Annotated in this window: 14 protein-coding genes and 2 pseudogenes; 8 read left to right on the forward strand and 8 right to left on the reverse strand. The window is 75.8% G+C overall.

Annotated elements, in window-relative coordinates; genetic code table 11:
* Nucleotides 1–45: 45 nt before the first annotated feature.
* From OIM89_RS30085 to OIM89_RS28330, 3 genes and pseudogenes are all read right to left on the reverse strand, one after another.
* A pseudogene (locus tag OIM89_RS30085) lies at nucleotides 46–300 on the reverse strand (encapsulin); the annotation flags it as partial.
* A 98-nt stretch (nucleotides 301–398) separates the two neighbouring features.
* Entirely contained in the window at nucleotides 399–1,388 is a 990-nt protein-coding gene (locus OIM89_RS28325; RefSeq protein WP_226964962.1) for a Dyp-type peroxidase, read from the reverse strand.
* 188 nt (nucleotides 1,389–1,576) lie between these two features.
* A complete protein-coding gene (locus tag OIM89_RS28330) occupies nucleotides 1,577–1,945 on the reverse strand; it encodes a tetratricopeptide repeat protein (protein ID WP_003946708.1) in 369 nt (122 codons plus the stop codon).
* Between the two features lie 188 nt (nucleotides 1,946–2,133).
* On the opposite strand from OIM89_RS28330, the gene OIM89_RS28335 reads away from it, so the two are divergent.
* The 5 genes from OIM89_RS28335 to OIM89_RS28355 all read left to right on the forward strand — a co-directional run bounded on the left by OIM89_RS28335 (nucleotide 2,134) and on the right by OIM89_RS28355 (nucleotide 8,068).
* Nucleotides 2,134–3,147, forward strand: a complete 1,014-nt coding sequence (locus OIM89_RS28335) for a PHP domain-containing protein (protein ID WP_030698841.1) — start codon at nucleotides 2,134–2,136, stop codon at nucleotides 3,145–3,147.
* A gap of 218 nt (nucleotides 3,148–3,365) precedes the next feature.
* Nucleotides 3,366–4,598 (forward strand): polyprenyl synthetase family protein, encoded by a 1,233-nt coding sequence (locus tag OIM89_RS28340; RefSeq protein ID WP_195731327.1) that lies wholly within the window; start codon nucleotides 3,366–3,368, stop codon nucleotides 4,596–4,598.
* Nucleotides 4,573–6,114 carry a phytoene desaturase family protein gene (crtI, locus tag OIM89_RS28345; RefSeq protein WP_226964961.1) on the forward strand — a complete coding sequence of 514 codons (1,542 nt, stop codon included), beginning with the start codon at nucleotides 4,573–4,575 and terminating at the stop codon, nucleotides 6,112–6,114. Before OIM89_RS28340 ends, crtI begins: the two co-directional genes overlap by 26 nt.
* Nucleotides 6,111–7,073, forward strand: a complete 963-nt coding sequence (locus OIM89_RS28350; RefSeq protein ID WP_030698838.1) for a phytoene/squalene synthase family protein — start codon at nucleotides 6,111–6,113, stop codon at nucleotides 7,071–7,073. Before crtI ends, OIM89_RS28350 begins: the two co-directional genes overlap by 4 nt.
* Complete coding sequence (locus OIM89_RS28355) at nucleotides 7,070–8,068, forward strand: DUF5914 domain-containing protein (RefSeq protein ID WP_047467637.1); 999 nt, start codon at nucleotides 7,070–7,072, stop codon at nucleotides 8,066–8,068. The genes OIM89_RS28350 and OIM89_RS28355 overlap by 4 nt, the downstream gene beginning before the upstream one ends.
* Before the next feature lie 307 nt (nucleotides 8,069–8,375).
* Here OIM89_RS28355 and OIM89_RS28360 read toward each other — a convergent pair.
* Nucleotides 8,376–8,771, reverse strand: a pseudogene (locus OIM89_RS28360) (winged helix-turn-helix transcriptional regulator); the annotation flags it as partial.
* 54 nt (nucleotides 8,772–8,825) lie between these two features.
* Between OIM89_RS28360 and OIM89_RS28365 the strand changes: the two are divergent.
* Entirely contained in the window at nucleotides 8,826–9,104 is a 279-nt protein-coding gene (locus OIM89_RS28365; RefSeq protein ID WP_226964960.1) for a nuclear transport factor 2 family protein, read from the forward strand.
* Nucleotides 9,105–9,116: 12 nt separating this feature from the next.
* Here OIM89_RS28365 and OIM89_RS28370 read toward each other — a convergent pair whose 3' ends face one another.
* A complete protein-coding gene (locus OIM89_RS28370) occupies nucleotides 9,117–10,676 on the reverse strand; it encodes an FAD-dependent oxidoreductase (RefSeq protein WP_047467635.1) in 1,560 nt (519 codons plus the stop codon).
* Nucleotides 10,673–11,881, reverse strand: coding sequence for a lycopene cyclase family protein (locus tag OIM89_RS28375; RefSeq protein ID WP_175457578.1), 1,209 nt, complete (start codon nucleotides 11,879–11,881; stop codon nucleotides 10,673–10,675). Before OIM89_RS28375 ends, OIM89_RS28370 begins: the two co-directional genes overlap by 4 nt.
* A gap of 179 nt (nucleotides 11,882–12,060) precedes the next feature.
* Between OIM89_RS28375 and OIM89_RS28380 the strand changes: the two genes are divergently transcribed.
* Nucleotides 12,061–13,380 (forward strand): vWA domain-containing protein, encoded by a 1,320-nt coding sequence (locus OIM89_RS28380; protein ID WP_264491817.1) that lies wholly within the window; start codon nucleotides 12,061–12,063, stop codon nucleotides 13,378–13,380.
* 7 nt (nucleotides 13,381–13,387) lie between these two features.
* Here OIM89_RS28380 and OIM89_RS28385 read toward each other — a convergent pair whose 3' ends face one another.
* Nucleotides 13,388–14,338 carry a DUF5996 family protein gene (locus tag OIM89_RS28385; protein WP_030698832.1) on the reverse strand — a complete coding sequence of 317 codons (951 nt, stop codon included), beginning with the start codon at nucleotides 14,336–14,338 and terminating at the stop codon, nucleotides 13,388–13,390.
* Nucleotides 14,339–14,530: 192 nt separating this feature from the next.
* On the opposite strand from OIM89_RS28385, the gene OIM89_RS28390 reads away from it, so the two are divergent.
* Nucleotides 14,531–15,253 (forward strand): flavodoxin family protein, encoded by a 723-nt coding sequence (locus OIM89_RS28390; protein WP_226964959.1) that lies wholly within the window; start codon nucleotides 14,531–14,533, stop codon nucleotides 15,251–15,253.
* 7 nt (nucleotides 15,254–15,260) lie between these two features.
* Here OIM89_RS28390 and rpsR read toward each other — a convergent pair whose 3' ends face one another.
* Nucleotides 15,261–15,500, reverse strand: a complete 240-nt coding sequence (gene rpsR, locus OIM89_RS28395) for a 30S ribosomal protein S18 (protein WP_030698830.1) — start codon at nucleotides 15,498–15,500, stop codon at nucleotides 15,261–15,263.
* Nucleotides 15,501–15,524 lie beyond the last annotated feature (24 nt).

Consider the following 15,524-nt stretch of genomic DNA (forward strand, 5'->3'; position numbering starts at 1 on the left):
CCAGCCGGAGTCCCGCGAGCCGCGCTCCACGTCGTCGATGTCCTGCCGCTTCAGCGTGAACGGGCGGCGCAGCTCGATCAGCGGCAGCGAGGCGTGCAGCCGGGCGCGCAGTCCGTCGCCGGGCGAGGTGATCTCGGTGAGGTGGCCCGTGGTGACGGCGGCCCGGTCCGGGCCCGTGGGCCCGTCGGCGTCCACCACGCGCCGCCCGGCCGGGTGCTCCTTGAAGGTACGGCGCACCTCGTCCTCGCTCTCGGCCCAGACGGCGGAGACCGGCGCCAGGTCGCGGTGCAGGTCGTTCATGACGTTCTCCGGGGGGTTGGGGCTGCCGATCCGCAGCGAGGTGTCGGCCGGTGCGGGGGCGGGCACCGCTCGCGCGCGGGGGCGGCTGCCGCGTCCCGCTACGCGGCCGGGGCCTCGGCGGCGGACGCCCCGGGCGCGGGCGGCGGGTCGTCCAGGAAGCCGGCGTTGGGCACGAAGTACTGGGAGCCGGTGACGGCGGTGGAGAAGTCGAGGATGCGGTCGTGCCGGGCCTCGCCGGTGCCCAGGAACATGTTCCGCAGCATCTGCTCGGTGACGGCGATGTCGGCGGCGTAGCCGATGAAGTAGGTGCCGAAGGCGTTCTCGCCGAGCGTGCCGAAGGGCATGTTGAGCCGCCTGATCTGCCGCTCCGTCCCGTCCGGCTCGGTGATCGTGTTGAGCGCGACGTGCGAGTCGGCGGGCTTCACGTCGTCGGGCAGCTCGATGTCCTCCAGCTTGGTACGGCCGATCACCCGCTCCTGCTCCTCGACGGGCAGCGCGTTCCAGGTGGAGAGGTCGTGCAGGTACTTCTGCACGACGACATGGCTGCCGCCCTGGAACTCCGGGTCCTCGTCGCCGACCACCACCGCGGTGAGCGCGGCGTTGCCCTCCGGGTTCTCGGTGCCGTCGACGAAGCCCATCAGGTCGCGCTCGTCGAAGTACTTGAAGCCGTGCACCTCGTCGGCGACCGTCACGGCGTTCCGCAGCCGGTCCATCAGCCGGGCGGCCAGTTCGAAGCAGAGGTCGGCCCGGTGGGCGCGGATGTGGAACAGCACGTCGCCCGGGGTGGACGGGGCCGTGTGGCGCGGCCCGCGCAGCTCCTTGAAGGGGTGGAGTCCGGCCGGGCGCTCCCCGGTGAACAGGCGCCCCCAGGCATCCGAACCGATCCCCACCACGCAGGTCAGATCGGCGTCCGGCACCCGGAAGCCCACGGAGCGGCGGAGCGCCGACACGTCCTGGAGGAGGTCGTACACCGTCTCCTCCCCGCCTGGGTCGATGGTCAGCACCAGGAAGACGGCGCTCTCCGTGATCGGGGTGAGGACGGCCTGCGGCTCGGGCGGCGGGCTGGAGTACGGGGACGGTGCGCTCATGAGGGGGCGGCTCCCGGGGCGGTGGCGGGTGACGGCCCGGACGGGCCGGGCGGCCCCACGCCGGCGGGGGCCGCCCTCGGTGACCGTCCGTACCGCTCACCATCCTCGGCAGCCGCGCGCCCGCACGCGGGCCGGGCGCGGCCGAACGGGGGTCCATCCGTACCGCGCCCGGCGCCGGTGGTGCCCGGTCAGCGCGCCGCGGCGCTCGGGCCCAGCTCCGCGAAGTCGCCGCTCATCGCGGCTGCCATCCGCAGGTAGGGGCGGGCCTCGTCGTTCCGGCCCTGCCGCTCCAGGGTCCGGCCGAGCAGCAGCGTCGCGTAACTCTCGACCGGGTCGGCCGCCAGCAGGGTGCGCAGCTCCCGCTCCGCCCGGCCGAGCTGCGCGGAGTGGTAGTACGCCCGGGCCAGCAGCAGACGCGCCCCCTGGTGCTCGGGCGCCTCCTCGACCAGGCCGTTCAGGATGCGGACGGCGGTGGTGTACTCCTTGGCCTCGAAGAACAGCTGCGCCCGGTCCCAGCGGTCCGCGGGCGTCCCGAACTCGAAGTAGGTCTCGGTCACGCTCTTCCCTCCTGCCGTACGACTGCCGGCCGTACTCCGCTCCCGGCTCCGTCGCCGGGGAGTACGGCCACTCGCGACAACAGCAACGGGTGGTTGAACATTCCACCACCTTCGCCGGCCGGTGCCGGATGCGCCGGCCGCCCGCCCGCGAGACGCTGAAGAACGGACCTTTACCGGAGGGAGGCGCCGTGGACCCCGAACACGCGCTGGACCGGATCGCCTTCCTCCTGGAGCGCGCCCAGGAACCCACCTACCGGGTCCGCGCCTTCCGCACCGCCTCCGCCGTCCTGCGCGAGCACGGGACGGACGAGATCCGCGAACGGGCGGCCGACGGCACGCTGGAGAAGCTCAAGGGGATCGGCCCGAAGACGGGGAAGGTCATCCGCCAGGCCCTCGACGGCTGGACCCCCGCCTATCTCCAGAGCCTGGAGGAGGAGGCCGCGAAGGCGCCCCTCGCCGAGGGCGGCGCCGCCCTGCACGCCGCGCTGCGCGGCGACTGCCACCTGCACTCCGACTGGTCCGACGGCGGCAGCTCCATCGAGGAGATGGGCCGCGCGGCCATCGAGATCGGCCACGAGTGGGCCGTCCTCACCGACCACTCGCCCCGCCTCACCGTCGCCCACGGGCTGACCGCCGACCGGCTGCGCCGCCAGCTCGACGAGGTGGCCGCCCTCAACGAGCAGTGGGCCCCGTTCCGGCTGCTCACCGGCATCGAGTGCGACATCCTGGAGGACGGCACGCTCGACCAGGAGCCGGAGCTGCTGGACCGGCTCGACCTGGTCGTCGCCTCCGTCCACTCGAAGCTCCGGATGGACGCCCCCGCCATGACCCGGCGCCTGCTCGCCGCCGTCGGCAACCCGCACACCGACGTCCTCGGCCACTGCACCGGCCGCCTCACCACCGGCCGCACCCGCCCGGAGTCCACCTTCGACGCCGAGGCCGTCTTCGCCGCCTGCGCCGAGTCCGGCACCGCCGTCGAGATCAACAGCCGCCCCGAACGCCTCGACCCCCCGCTCCGCCTGATCCGCGCCGCCCTCGACGCCGGCACCCTCTTCGCCGTCGACACCGACGCCCACGCACCCGGGCAGCTCACCTGGCAGCGCCTCGGCTGCGCCCGCGCCGAGCAGTGCGGCGTTCCGGCGGAGGACGTGATCACGACCTGGACCGCCGACGAACTGCTGGAGTGGGCCGGGCGGAGCTGAGCGGTCCGGCCCGGGGGCCCACGGCGGCCCCGGGGCGCGGCCCCTGTTCCGCCGGACGGGCGGCGTTGCAGCTTCCGGGCTCGTCCAATCGAGGGGCCCGCCGACCGTGGCCCACCCGGACGGGGCACTGATCCCCAACGGGCGGCGGGACACCCCCCGCCCTCCGCGCTCCCCGACCCGTCGCGGGGGCGCCCAGCGAGCCGGAGGAGAGGACCGCAGTGGGCCGCACCGAAGACCCCACGGCCACCGCCGCTCCGGACGGCTCCCGTCCCACCGGCACCGGCCGGGCACGCCCCGGACCGCACCCCCAGGTCGCCGCCGCCGACCGCGACATCAACGGCACCGTGGGCGCCCTGCTCCACACCCTCCTCGCCGAGCGCCTGAGCGAGGCGTGCGCCACAGACCCCGTCTCCGGGCGGGACATCGCCGAGCGGATCGCGCGGTTCACCTCGCTCGGCGGACGCCGGCTGCGGCCCGCCCTGCTCTGGTGGGCGCTGCGGGCCTGCGCGTTGCCCGACGGCGACCGGGCCCGGGCCGCGCTCCGGGTGGGCGCCGCCGTCGAACTCCTCCAGACCTGCGCCCTCGTCCACGACGACGTCATGGACAGCTCGCGGCTGCGCCGGGGCCGCCCCGCCCTGCACGTCTCCCTCGCCGACCAGTACGGGGAGGCCGGCTCCGACCTCTTCGCGGGGGCGGCGGCCGTGCTCGCCGGCGACCTCGCCCTGGCCTGGGCGGAGGACACCCTCGCCGAGACCGAACTCCCCGACCCGGTACGGCGCCGGGTGCGGGCGGTGTGGCGGGTGATGCGCGGCGAGATGGTCGCGGGCCAGTACCTCGACCTGCACGGCCAGGTCACCGCCGACCGCTCGGCCCTGCTCGCGCTGCGCACCGCCCGGCTCAAGAGCGCCCAGTACTCCGCCTCGCGGCCGCTGGAACTAGGCGCCGTCCTCGCCGGGGCCGACCCCGCCCTCACCCGGCGCCTCGCCGAGGCCGGCGCCCCCGCCGGGCTCGCCTTCCAGCTCCGGGACGACCTGCTGGGCGTCTTCGGCGACCCGTCCCGGACCGGGAAACCGGCCGGCGACGACATCCGTGAGGGCAAACCCACCCTCCTCGTCGCCCTCGCCCACGCCCGGGCCACCGCACGGGGCCGCCTCGCCGACGTGGCCGTCCTGGAGGCGGCGCTCGGCGACTCCACCCTCACCCCGGCCGGCCTCGACGCCGTACGCGAGGTCCTGGAGTCCACCGGCGCCCGCGCCGCCGTCGAGGAGCGCATCGACAAGATGGCCTGCCGCGCCCTGGCCCGCCTGGACGCCCTGCCGCTCGACCCGGTGGCGGGGGAGCGACTGCGCGGACTGCTCCGGCTCGCCGCCGGCACCACCCCGGAGCCCGGCCGCGCCCCCCACCACCCCGACCGAGAGGCAGGGCATGCGGACACTGCACGGCCCCACTGACCACGTAGTTGTTGTCGGCGCCGGGCTCGCGGGCCTGTCGGCCGCCCTGCACCTGCTCGGCGCCGGCCGCCGCGTCACCCTCGTCGAACGCGACACCCTGCCCGGCGGGCGCGCCGGCCGCACCGACCTGGGCGGCTACCTGGTCGACACCGGGCCGACCGTCCTCACCATGCCGCACCTGGTCGAGGAGGCGTTCGCCGCCGTCGGCGCCCGCCTCGCCGACCACCTCCACCTCACCGAACTCCACCCCGCCTACCGCGCCCACTTCGCCGACGGCAGCCGCCTCGACGTCCACACCAGGCCCGAGCCGATGGAGGAGGAGATCCGCCGCTTCGCCTCCGCTCGCGAAGCGGCCGGGTACCGGCGGCTGCGCACCTGGCTGGAGCGGCTCTACGCGCTCCAGATGCGCCGCTTCATCGACGCCAACTTCGACTCACCGCTCGCCCTGCTCACCCCCGACCTCGCCCGCCTCGCCGCCCTCGGCGGCTTCGGCCGGATGGACGCCCAGGTCGGCCGGTTCATCCGCGACGAACGGCTCCGCCGCGTCTTCACCTTCCAGGCCCTCTACGCCGGCGTCCCCCCGGCCCGGGCGCTGGCCGCCTACGCGGTCATCGCCTACATGGACACCATGGCCGGCGTCCACTTCCCGCGCGGCGGCATGCACGCCCTGCCCCGCGCCATGGCCGAGGCCGCCACCGCGGCGGGCGCCGAGATCCACTACGGCCACACCGTCCAGGCCCTGGAACGCACCGGCGAGCGGATCACCGCCGTCCGCACCGACCGGGCCCGCATCCCCTGCGACGCCGTCGTCCTCACCCCCGACCTGCCCACCGTCTACCGCCTGCTCGGCCGCACCCCGCGCCGCGCCGTCCCGCTGCGCCACTCCCCGTCGGCGGTGATCCTGCACGCCGGGACCGACCGCACCTGGCCCGGCCTCGGCCACCACACCCTCTCCTTCGGCCGCGCCTGGCACACCACCTTCGACGAACTCACCCGTCACGGCCGCCCGATGAGCGACCCCTCGCTGCTCATCACCCGGCCCACCGCCACCGACCCCACCCTCGCCCCCGCCGGCCGCCACCTGCACTACGTCCTCGCCCCCTGCCCCAACACCGACATCGGCCCCGGCACCCAGGAGTGGGCCGCGCTCGCCCCCGGCTACCGCGACCACCTCCTGCGCGTCCTGGACTCCCGGGGCCTGCCCGGCATCGGCGCAGCCATCGAGGCCGAAGCCCTGGTCACCCCCGTCGACTGGGCCGCCCAGGGGCACGCCGCCGGCACCCCCTTCTCCGCCGCCCACACCTTCGCCCAGACCGGCCCCTTCCGCCCCCGCAACCTGGTGCGCGGTACCGCCAACGCCGTCCTGGCGGGCTGCGGCACCACCCCCGGCGTCGGCGTCCCCACCGTCCTCATCTCCGGCCGGCTCGCCGCCGCCCGCGTCACCGGCCTCCCCGGCGGCACGCCCCGGCCCCGCCGCACCGCCCCCGCCACCGCGACCACCGGAGGCGGAGCATGAGCGCCCGCGAACTCGACGCCGCCCGGATCACCGACCCCGCCCTGCGATCTGCCTACCGCACCTGCCGCACCCTCAACGCCCGCCACGGCAGGACGTACTTCCTCGCCACCCGGCTGCTCCCCGTCGAACGCCGCCCGGCCGTGCACAGCCTCTACGGCTTCGCCCGCCACGCCGACGACCTCGTCGACGACCTCGGCACCTCGGCCACCACCGAGGAACGGGCCGCCGCCCTCGACCACCTGGACCGGCGCCTGGCCGCCGGACTGCGCACGGGCACCAGCGAGGAGCCCGTGGTCCACGCCCTCGCCGACACCGTCCGCCGCCACGCCATCGACCACCGGCACTTCCACGACTTCATGGCCTCCATGCGCAGCGACCTCACCGTCACCGACTACCCGGACCTCGCCGCGCTGAGCCGCTACACCCACGGCTCCGCCGCCGTCATCGGCCTCCAGATGCTGCCCGTCCTCGGCACCGTCGTCCCCCGCGAGGAGGCCGCCCCGTACGCCGCCGACCTCGGCGTCGCCTTCCAGCTCACCAACTTCCTCCGCGACGTCGGCGAGGACCTCGACCGGGGCCGGATCTACCTCCCCGCCGACCTCCTCGCCGCCCACGGCGTCGACCGCGCCTTGCTGACCTGGAGCCGTGCCACCGGCCACCGCGACGCGCGCATCACCCGCGCCCTGCGCGAGGCCGCCGCCGTCACCCGCGAGATCTACCATCGCGCCGCCCCCGGCATCGCCCTGCTCGACCCCGTCGCCCGCCCCTGCATCCGCACCGCCCACATCCTCTACGGCTCCATCCTCGACGCGGTCGCCGCCGACGGCTACGCCGCCGTCCACCGCCGGGCCGTGGTGCCCCGCCGCCGCCGCGCCGCCGTCGCCGCAGACGGCCTCGCCCGCCTCGCCGCCGCCCGGCGCCGCCACCGCCGCGCACCCGCCCCGGAGGTGCCGGCATGAGCCCCGTCCCGCTCCGGCTGCGCCGACACCCCGTCCCCTGGGACCGGATGCGCCCCACCTGGCGCGAGGCCCGGCCCCCGCTGATCGCCGCCGCCCTCGCCCGCGCCCAGGCCGCCCCCAGCGGCAACTGGTACGTCATCGGCGCCTCCCGCGACCTGCCCCCGGGCGGTCAACGCCCCCTCGGCCGCACCGTCGCCGGTGTCGAGGTGGTCGCCTGGCGCGCCGCCGACGGCACCCTCGTCGCGGGCCCGGGCGCCTGCCCGCACCTCGGCGCGCCCTTGCGTGAGAGCCCGGTACGGTGCGGCACCCTGCTCTGCCGCTGGCACGGACTGCCCCTGGACGGCACTCCGTTCGCCGGCTGGCACCCCTACCCCGCCCACGACGACGGCGTACTGCTCTGGGTGCGGCTGGACGAGGCGGGCGGCGAGACCCCGCTGGAGCGGCCGGTGCTCCCGGCCCGCCCGGACCCCCGTACCGCCGTCGACGCCGTCTGCACCGCCGTCGGCCGGTGCGAGCCCGAGGACGTCGTGGCCAACCGGCTCGATCCCTGGCACGGGGCCTGGCTCCACCCGTACTCCTTCGTGGACCTGCGCGTCCTCGACGTGCCCGGAGCCGACGCCGCCGCCCCCGACGAGGGGTTCACCGTCGAGGTCTCCTTCAAGGTGGCGGGCCGCGCCGTCGTCCCCGTCCAGGCCGTCTTCACCGCGCCCGAACCCCGCACGGTCGTCATGCACATCACCCGGGGGGAGGGCACCGGCTCGGTCGTCGAGACCCATGCCACCCCGCTCACCCCCGACGCGACGGGCCGTCCCCGCACGGCCGTCGTGGAGGCCGTCATCGCCGCCTCCCCCCGCCCCGGCTTCACTGCCGCCCGCCGCGCCGCCCCTCTCCTCCGCCCCTTCATGCGCGCCACCGCCGCCCGCCTGTGGCGCGACGACCTCGCCTACGCGGAGCGGCGCTGGGCGCTGCGGGCGGCGGGGCGGTTTCCGGGCTGAGGCGGGGGCGTCTCCGTGCCCTAGGTCCAGAGTTGCCGGGGCCGCCTGCCTCGTCCACCTCGGGGTGAAGGCGGTATGGGCGAGTTGGCGGAGCCGGGCCCGCCCCCCGCTTCCGCCCGACGTCCTCCGGGGCCTGACGGCCTCCGCCGCACGGACCTGGTTCGGCCGCTCGCCCCGGCACATGGAGATGGCCGGCGGCGCGGGCGGCCTGGCCGTGATCGGCCTGGGCACGACGGTGGCGGTCACCGGCCGGGCCGACTGGGGCAGACCGGGCAGCCCGCGGTGCCCTACCCCGCCCCCACTCCTCGTACCGCCCCCGCATCCCCTCACTCGCCGCCGGCCCCGCGGTGAAGCCGTACGCCTCGCTGTCGTCGAGCCGCTTGCCGGTCCGCGCGTCGACCACGACCGGTTCGACCTCCTCACCGGTGGTGGTGTCGACCAGGATCATCGAGCGGTCCTCGGGGGCGAGAGGGCGGTTGCCCCAGGCGGTCAGGGCGACGATGACCGGGCGCAGGGAGCGGCCGCGTGCGGTGAGGACGTATGCGTGGCGGACCGGGTTGGTCTGGTACGGGCGGCGTTCCAGGAGGCCGTCGGCGACCAGGGTCCTGAGGCGTGCGGTGAGCATGCTGGTGGAGATGGACAGGCTCTGCTGGAACTGGTCGAGGCGCGTGTAGCCGTCGAAGGCGTCGTGCAGGATCAGCAGCGTCCATCGACGTGCCGGACGCCGTCCGGCGCTACCTCCGGGCGCACACCGCGGGTGACCTCTCCGGGGCCGCCGCCACCTTCACCCCGGACGCCACCGTCACCGACGACGGCGGGACCCACAAGGGGCGTCTCCGCGATCACCGACTGGCTCGGCCGGACCTCCACCGAGTACACGTACACCACCACCCTCGTCGGCGCCGAGCGCGAGGGCGACGACCGGTGCACCGTCCCCCAGCACCTGGAGGGCGACTTCCCCGGTGGCACCGTCGACCTGCACTACCGCTTCCCCCTCGACCAAGGGCTGATCAGCCGCCTCGACATCGCTCCCTGACGGGCCGGTTCCCTACCGGTCCCCGAGCCGCGCCAGTCCCCGCAGCAGCGCCGAGCGGCCCCGGTCCGGCACCGTCCACAGGTGCTGGCCGCGTACGCCCCAGCGCTGGAGCAGGGCGTTGGAGGCGAGGAAGCCGGAGGTGGCCGCGCGTTCCATCAGGGCGACGGGCAGGCCGGTGCGGACCAGGTCGCCCGCGACGACCACCGACGGGTCCGGGGTGCTGACGGTGGGCCGGTCCGCGTAGCCGCCGACGGGGAAGTGCGGGCAGTCCTCGAACCACAGGTCGCGCCGGTCCACCACCAGCGCGTCCCGGGTCTCCGGGTAGACCTTCGCCAACTCCTGGGTCAGGCGCAGCTGTTCGGCCTTGCGGTCGCAGCCGGGAGTGGTGGCGTACGCGTGGAGTTCCACCACCGAGCCGCCGGTGCGGGCCGACCGGCGCGCCGCCTCGCCCTCCCAGCGCTCCAGCACGCTGACGTTGTCCAGCGGCCCGTACCCGCTGGTGCCGAGGAAGCCGGGGCGGCCGGCGTCCACGGGACGGTCCAGCCACAGGCGGCTGACGAGGAACGGGGGAGCGGTCCGCAGCCCGGCCACCCGGTGGCGCCAGCGCGCGTCGGCGAGGTCCGGGGAGGCGGCGGCCAGGTGGCGCAGGCCACCGGTGTCCAGCGCCAGCACCACCGCGTCGACCGGCACCGTCTCCCGCCCGGCGCTCACCCGGTGCCGCCCGCCGCCCGCGGGCTGGACGCGCTCCACCTCGGTGCCGGTGCGCAGTTCCACGCCGAGCCGGGTGAGGTAGGCGGCCAGCGGGTTCCAGAGCGCCTGGGGGTAGGGCTCGTCGGGGACGTCGAAGAGGAGGCCCTCGGAGGAGCCGAGGAAGTAGATGTGGAACATCAAGGCCAGTTCGGCGGCGGAGAGTTCGGCAGGGTCGACGAAGAAGCTCCGGGAGAACACCTCGAACGCCAGGTGCCGGGCCCGCTCGGGGAACCGCACCCGGTCCAGGAGATCGGCGGCGCTGACCCCGTCCAGCCGGGCGTACACCTCCGGCACCCGTACGTCCAGGAGCGGCAGCGCCGCCGCCGCGTCCAGCCCGGCCAGCTCCCGCAGGCCGAAGCTCGGGCTGAGCGCGGCGAAGCCGAGGGCGCTCAGCGGAGGGGTGCGCGGCACGTGGCGGAAGCTGTCGCGGGTGCCGTCGCGGCCGAGGAGCGGGTAGTCGGGCAGGCCGCGCAGCATGGCGAGGGACGGGTCCGCCCGGCGCAGCAGCCCGCGCAGGTTGTAGTACTGCCGGAAGAAGGCGTGGAAGCCCCGGCTCATCGTCACCGGCGACCCGTCGGACAGCGTGTCGGCCCACCCCGCGAGCCTCCCGCCCAGCTGTTCCCGGCGCTCCAGCAGCGTGACGCGGACGCCGCGTTCGGCTAGACCGGTGGCGGCGGCGAGCCCCGCGATCCCGCCGCCGATCACCGCGACCCGGGGCGCGTCGGCGCCGAACCAGGGGCGGCCCGGCCCCGCCGGCAGGGACTCGGCCCGGCGGTCGCGGCCCCGGCGGGGCACCTCGCGGCGGGCGGAACGCGTGGTCATGGCTCTCCTCGGTGGGGCGGGGCGCCGGCCGGCCGACGGCGCAGGAAGGGCAGTTCGAGGGCGGTGCGGGTCATCGGCCCCCAGGGCACGTGGCGGCCGACGCCCAGGTCCTGGAGGGGGCCGGTGGCGCCGTCCAGGAAGGCCAGCACCCGTTCCGGGGGCAGCGCCGTGAAGAGCCGGGCGAAGAACGCGGCGCCGTCGACGCGATCCCGGTCCAGGGCCCGCAGCAGCACCGCGTCCATCGCCCGCGACCGGCGCGAGTGGGGGACCGGCGGTACCGGGGCCAGCCCCCGGCGGTACCGGTCGGCGACCTGGCGGGCCTGCCGCTGCACGGCCGCGAAGGTGTAGCCGGTGGAGGGGCGGGTGGCGCCGCCCGCCGTGCCGACGCGGAAGACTCCGGGCGCGGGGGACCGGGGGAAGCGCGCGTCGGTCATCGGGATGACGCCCTGTTCGCTCCCGGTCACCTCGAACGCCCCGAGCCGCAGCACCTTCCCGGTGTAGTCGCGCAGCGCCGCCTCGTACCCGGCCTCGTCCAGCGGGGCCCGGGAGAACTCCGTGTACTCCACCAGCGCCTCGCGCGGGCCGAGCGGCAGCACGTAGCCGAAGGAGAGGCCGTGCGCGGGCTGCGGGGTGCGGAAGTCCATCAGGTCGGCGCAGCCGGGGTCGAAGCGCGGCCCGGCGGTGCGCACGAACCAGCCGCGGAAGTGCTGGAGCAGCGTGGTCCGGGCCGGGGGCAGCGCGGGCAGAGGGCGCGAGTCGAAGACCCAGCGCGCCCGGCGCCGGTACGGCCGCCCCCGCGCGTCGTGCCCCTCCACCACCGGCCCGCCGGGCCCGCTCGTGACCCGGGTGACGGTGGCGGGCTCCCGGACGAAGCCGGGCCGGCCGGACAGCTCGCCGAGGACGAACTCCTCGAACACGTCGGAGCGCAGCATCTTGTAGCGCAGCCCGCGCGGCACGCCGCCGGCCTCCCGGCCGGAGCTGTCGCGCACCCGCAGCCGCTCCCAGGAGGCGGTGAGCACCGCGTCGTACGGGCCGTCGGGGGGACCCCAGTGGCACCAGGTGCGCACGGCGGGCCGCGTGGGGCCGGGCGGCGGCTCCACCAGCACCACGGAGGGGACGCGCGCGCCCGGGGGAGCCGCGCACAGGTGGCGGGCGAGGGAGAGGCCGGCGGCGCCCGCGCCGACGATGACGATCTCCGCGTCCACCGCGCCGTCCCTCGCCCGTGTCGATTCCGGTCCCGCTGCCCTGTCGCTCAGCATCGTCGCCCTCGGCGGGCACGGGGGAGGGGATCACCGGCGGCGTGTCGTTCGCTTCGGCCCGGCCGCACCGGCCACCGGGCACCGCCGGAAGCCCTGGCAGACTGATCCCCGTGACGACGATGAGCATGGGCGCCAACCTCCCGGTCGACGTGGACCGGGTGCGGCTCGAACTCGGCCGCGCCGACGGCCCCGCCGTGAGCGCCGCCGCGCTGCTGCTGACCGGCGCCGGGCGGGTCCGCTCCGGCGCCGACCTCGTCGCCCGCGACCAGCCCGGCGCCCCCGGGGACGCCGTACGCCACGTCGTCGCACCCGACGGCGGAGAGGCCGTCGAGGTCGACCTGGCGGCGCTCGCCGACTCCACCGAGCGCGTCGCGCTCTGCGCCTGGACCGGTTCCGGCAACCTCGGACGGGTGACCGGGCTGCGGCTGCGCCTGGTCGCGGCCGGCTCGGAGACCGTGCTGGCCCGCTTCGACATGGCCCCGCGCAGCGAGACCGCGCTGGTCGCGGGCGAGCTGTACCGCCGCGCGGGGCGCTGGCGGTTCCGCGCCGTCGGCCAGGGCTACGACCAGGGCTTCTCGGGCCTCGCCGCCGACTTCGGTCTCACCTCCGCCCCGGCACGCCCCGCCGCCCGCTCCCCGAGGCCCGGCCCGGCACCCCGCCCGGCCCCGCCCGCCCGGCGGGAGACCCGCGGTGAGGAACTCCTCCCGGCCGACATGGGCGAACGCCTCTCGCTCCGCAAGCAGCAGGTCGCGATTAGCCTGCGCAAGGGCGGCCTCACCGGCGTCACCGCCCGGGTCATCCTCGTCCTGGACGCCTCCGGCTCGATGAGCGGCCTCTACGCCAAGGGCACCGTCGCCCGGGTCGCCGAGCGGATGGCGGCCGTCGCCGCCCTGCTCGACGACGACGGCACCATGCAGGCATGGACCTTCGGCACCCGCCCGGCGCGCCTGCCCGACCTGCACATCGGTGAGCTGCCCGCGTGGCTGCGGCTGCACGTACGCGTCGGCCAGCTCGGCGTCATCGGCCGCAAGAAGCGCCCCAAGTCCCGCGCCGACGGCCAGGTCGACATGCGCACCGTCGGCATCCAGAACGAGGAGCAGAAGGTCATCGCGGACGTCCGCGCCTACGTCCGCGACCACCCCGTGCCGTTGCCGACGCTGGTGCTCTTCTTCTCCGACGGCGGCGTCTACCGCAGCAGGGAGATCGAGCGCGAACTGCGGGCCGCCGCCGACGAGCCGGTCTTCTGGCAGTTCGTGGGGCTGGGGCGCTCGCACTACGGCGTCCTGGAGTACTTCGACACGCTGCCCGGCCGCACCGTCGACAACGTCGGCTTCTTCGCCGTGGACGACGTCGACCGGGTCGCCGACCCGGAGCTGTACGACCGGCTGCTCTCGGAGTTCCCGCTCTGGCTCGGCGCCGCCCGCGAGGCCGGCGTCCTGCGCTGACCGGTGCTCACGGCGGCCCGGGGACGACCCGTTCCTCGGGGTCGGTGACGCCGCCCGGGCAGAGCCGGTCGGCGGGCCAGCCGGCCAGCCGGGCCGCGGCCGCGTAGGCGCTGTCGTAGAACCGCAGGATCTCGGCGCGCGCGTCGGGGGAGGTGCGCACCTCGTCGTAGGGGAGCAGCGCGAGGTGCGAGCCGTTGCTCTCCGTCCACCGCGCGGCCGCGGGCTCCAGCGGCTGCCGCGCGAGACCGTCGGGCTCCGGCGCCGCGTACGCGTAGAAGGCGGGTTCGGGGTAGGACCGCTCGTCGCCGAACCAGAAGCCGCTGCTGATCACCTCGCGCGAGTACGCCTCCCGGGTGACCGGGTCGACCGAGGCCCCCTGCGTCACGTGCCGGTCGGAGAACCGGGTCACGGCGATGTCGAAGGTGTGCCAGAAGTGGTGGACCGGGCTGGTCTTGCCGGAGTACCCGGCGGCGTACTCCTCCAGGACCAGCATGACCTGGGTGAGGATCGTCCAGTAGCGCTGCACCGCCGCCGGGTCGTACGTCGCGTGCTCCTCGTCCTCGGCGAACGGCCGGGCGGCGTCCGGCAGGTCGAAGGGGTGCGGGTGGGCGGGGACGGTGCTGATGCCGAGGCCGGCCAGGGTGCCGGTGAACCGGCGGTGGAACCCGCCGACCGAGAGGCCGGCCAGGCCGAACGACACCTGCCGTCCGTCGAGGGTGAGGACCCGCAGCCGGTGGGCGGTGAAGTCGAAGTCGACGGTGAAGACCGTGCCGTCGGCCAGCGGGCCGCAGGGCCGGGTGGTGATGCCGTCCCCGGTCAGGTGGAAGGGGACGTTCCACCAGTGGTTGCGCCGGACGCTGGCCGCCAGCCGCACCTTCCCGACGATCTGGAGGAAGCGGTGCAGCGTCTCCTTGGTCGGCGCCCAGGACTGCCTGGGCAGCGCGGGGAACAGGTCCATCGGCGGTGCCTCCCGTACGGCCCGCCCCGGCTCCGGACGGCCGGGGGCACTGCGTCCCACTCTCAGGTCAGGCGGCCGCGGCCGCATCCGCTGGGCGCCGGTGGCACGTACCGCGTTCGCCGCGCTGTGGTGGCCGCCCGCCCTGCCGTGTTCCAGGCTCGTGCCACCAGCCGCTGCGAAGGGACCCGCGCCATGCCGTCCGGCAACCCGCCCCGCTACGACGACCTCAGCGCCCTGTACCTCAACTGCACCCTGAAACCGTCACCGGAGACCAGCAACACCGACGGGCTGATCGAGCGCAGCACCGCCGTGATGCGGGCGGGCGGCGTGCGTACGGAGGTGATCCGCCCGGTCGACTGGGACCTCGCCGTCGGCGTCCAGCCCGACATGACCGAGCACGGGGCGGCCAGCGACGCCTGGCCCGAGCTCTACGCCAAGGTGATGGCCGCCGACATCCTGGTGCTCTGCGGCCCGATCTGGCTCGGCGACAACAGCTCCGTCATGAAGCACACCATCGAGCGGCTCTACGCCTGCTCGGCCGAAATCAACGACGCCGGCCAGTCCGCCTACTACGGCCGGGTCGGCGGCTGCCTGATCACCGGCAACGAGGACGGCCTCAAGCACTGCGCCATGAACATCCTCTACAGCCTCCAGCACATCGGCTTCACCATCCCGCCGCAGGCCGACGCCGGGTGGATCGGTGAGGCGGGCCCCGGCCCCAGCTACCTCGAACCGGGCTCCGGCGGCCCCGAGAACGACTTCACCAACCGGAACACCACCTTCGCCGCCTGGAACCTCATGCACCTCGCCGCCCTCCTCAAGCGGGCCGGCGGCATTCCCGCGTACGGCAACCAGCGCCCCGAGTGGGACGCCGGCTGCCGCTTCGACGCGCCCAACCCGGAGCACCGCAGCTGACGCGCGCTCACCGCCCGGGGTAGGGCAGCAGCGCCATCTCGCGGGCGTTGCGCACGGCGCGGGCCAGCTGCCGCTGCTGCTGGGCGGTGACCCGGGTGACGCGGCGGCTGCGGATCTTGCCCCGGTCGGAGAGGAACTTCCGCAGCAGCTCGGTGTCCTTGTAGTCGATGGAGGTGACGCCCGCCGCGAGCAGCGGGTTGGGGCGGGGCTTGACCGGCTTCCGGCCGGCCTCGGAACGACGTGCCACGGCACGCTCCTCACTGGTTGAAGG

The sequence above is a fragment of the Streptomyces sp. BI87 genome, from assembly GCF_025957665.1.
GTDB classification, from domain to species: domain Bacteria; phylum Actinomycetota; class Actinomycetes; order Streptomycetales; family Streptomycetaceae; genus Streptomyces; species Streptomyces albidoflavus.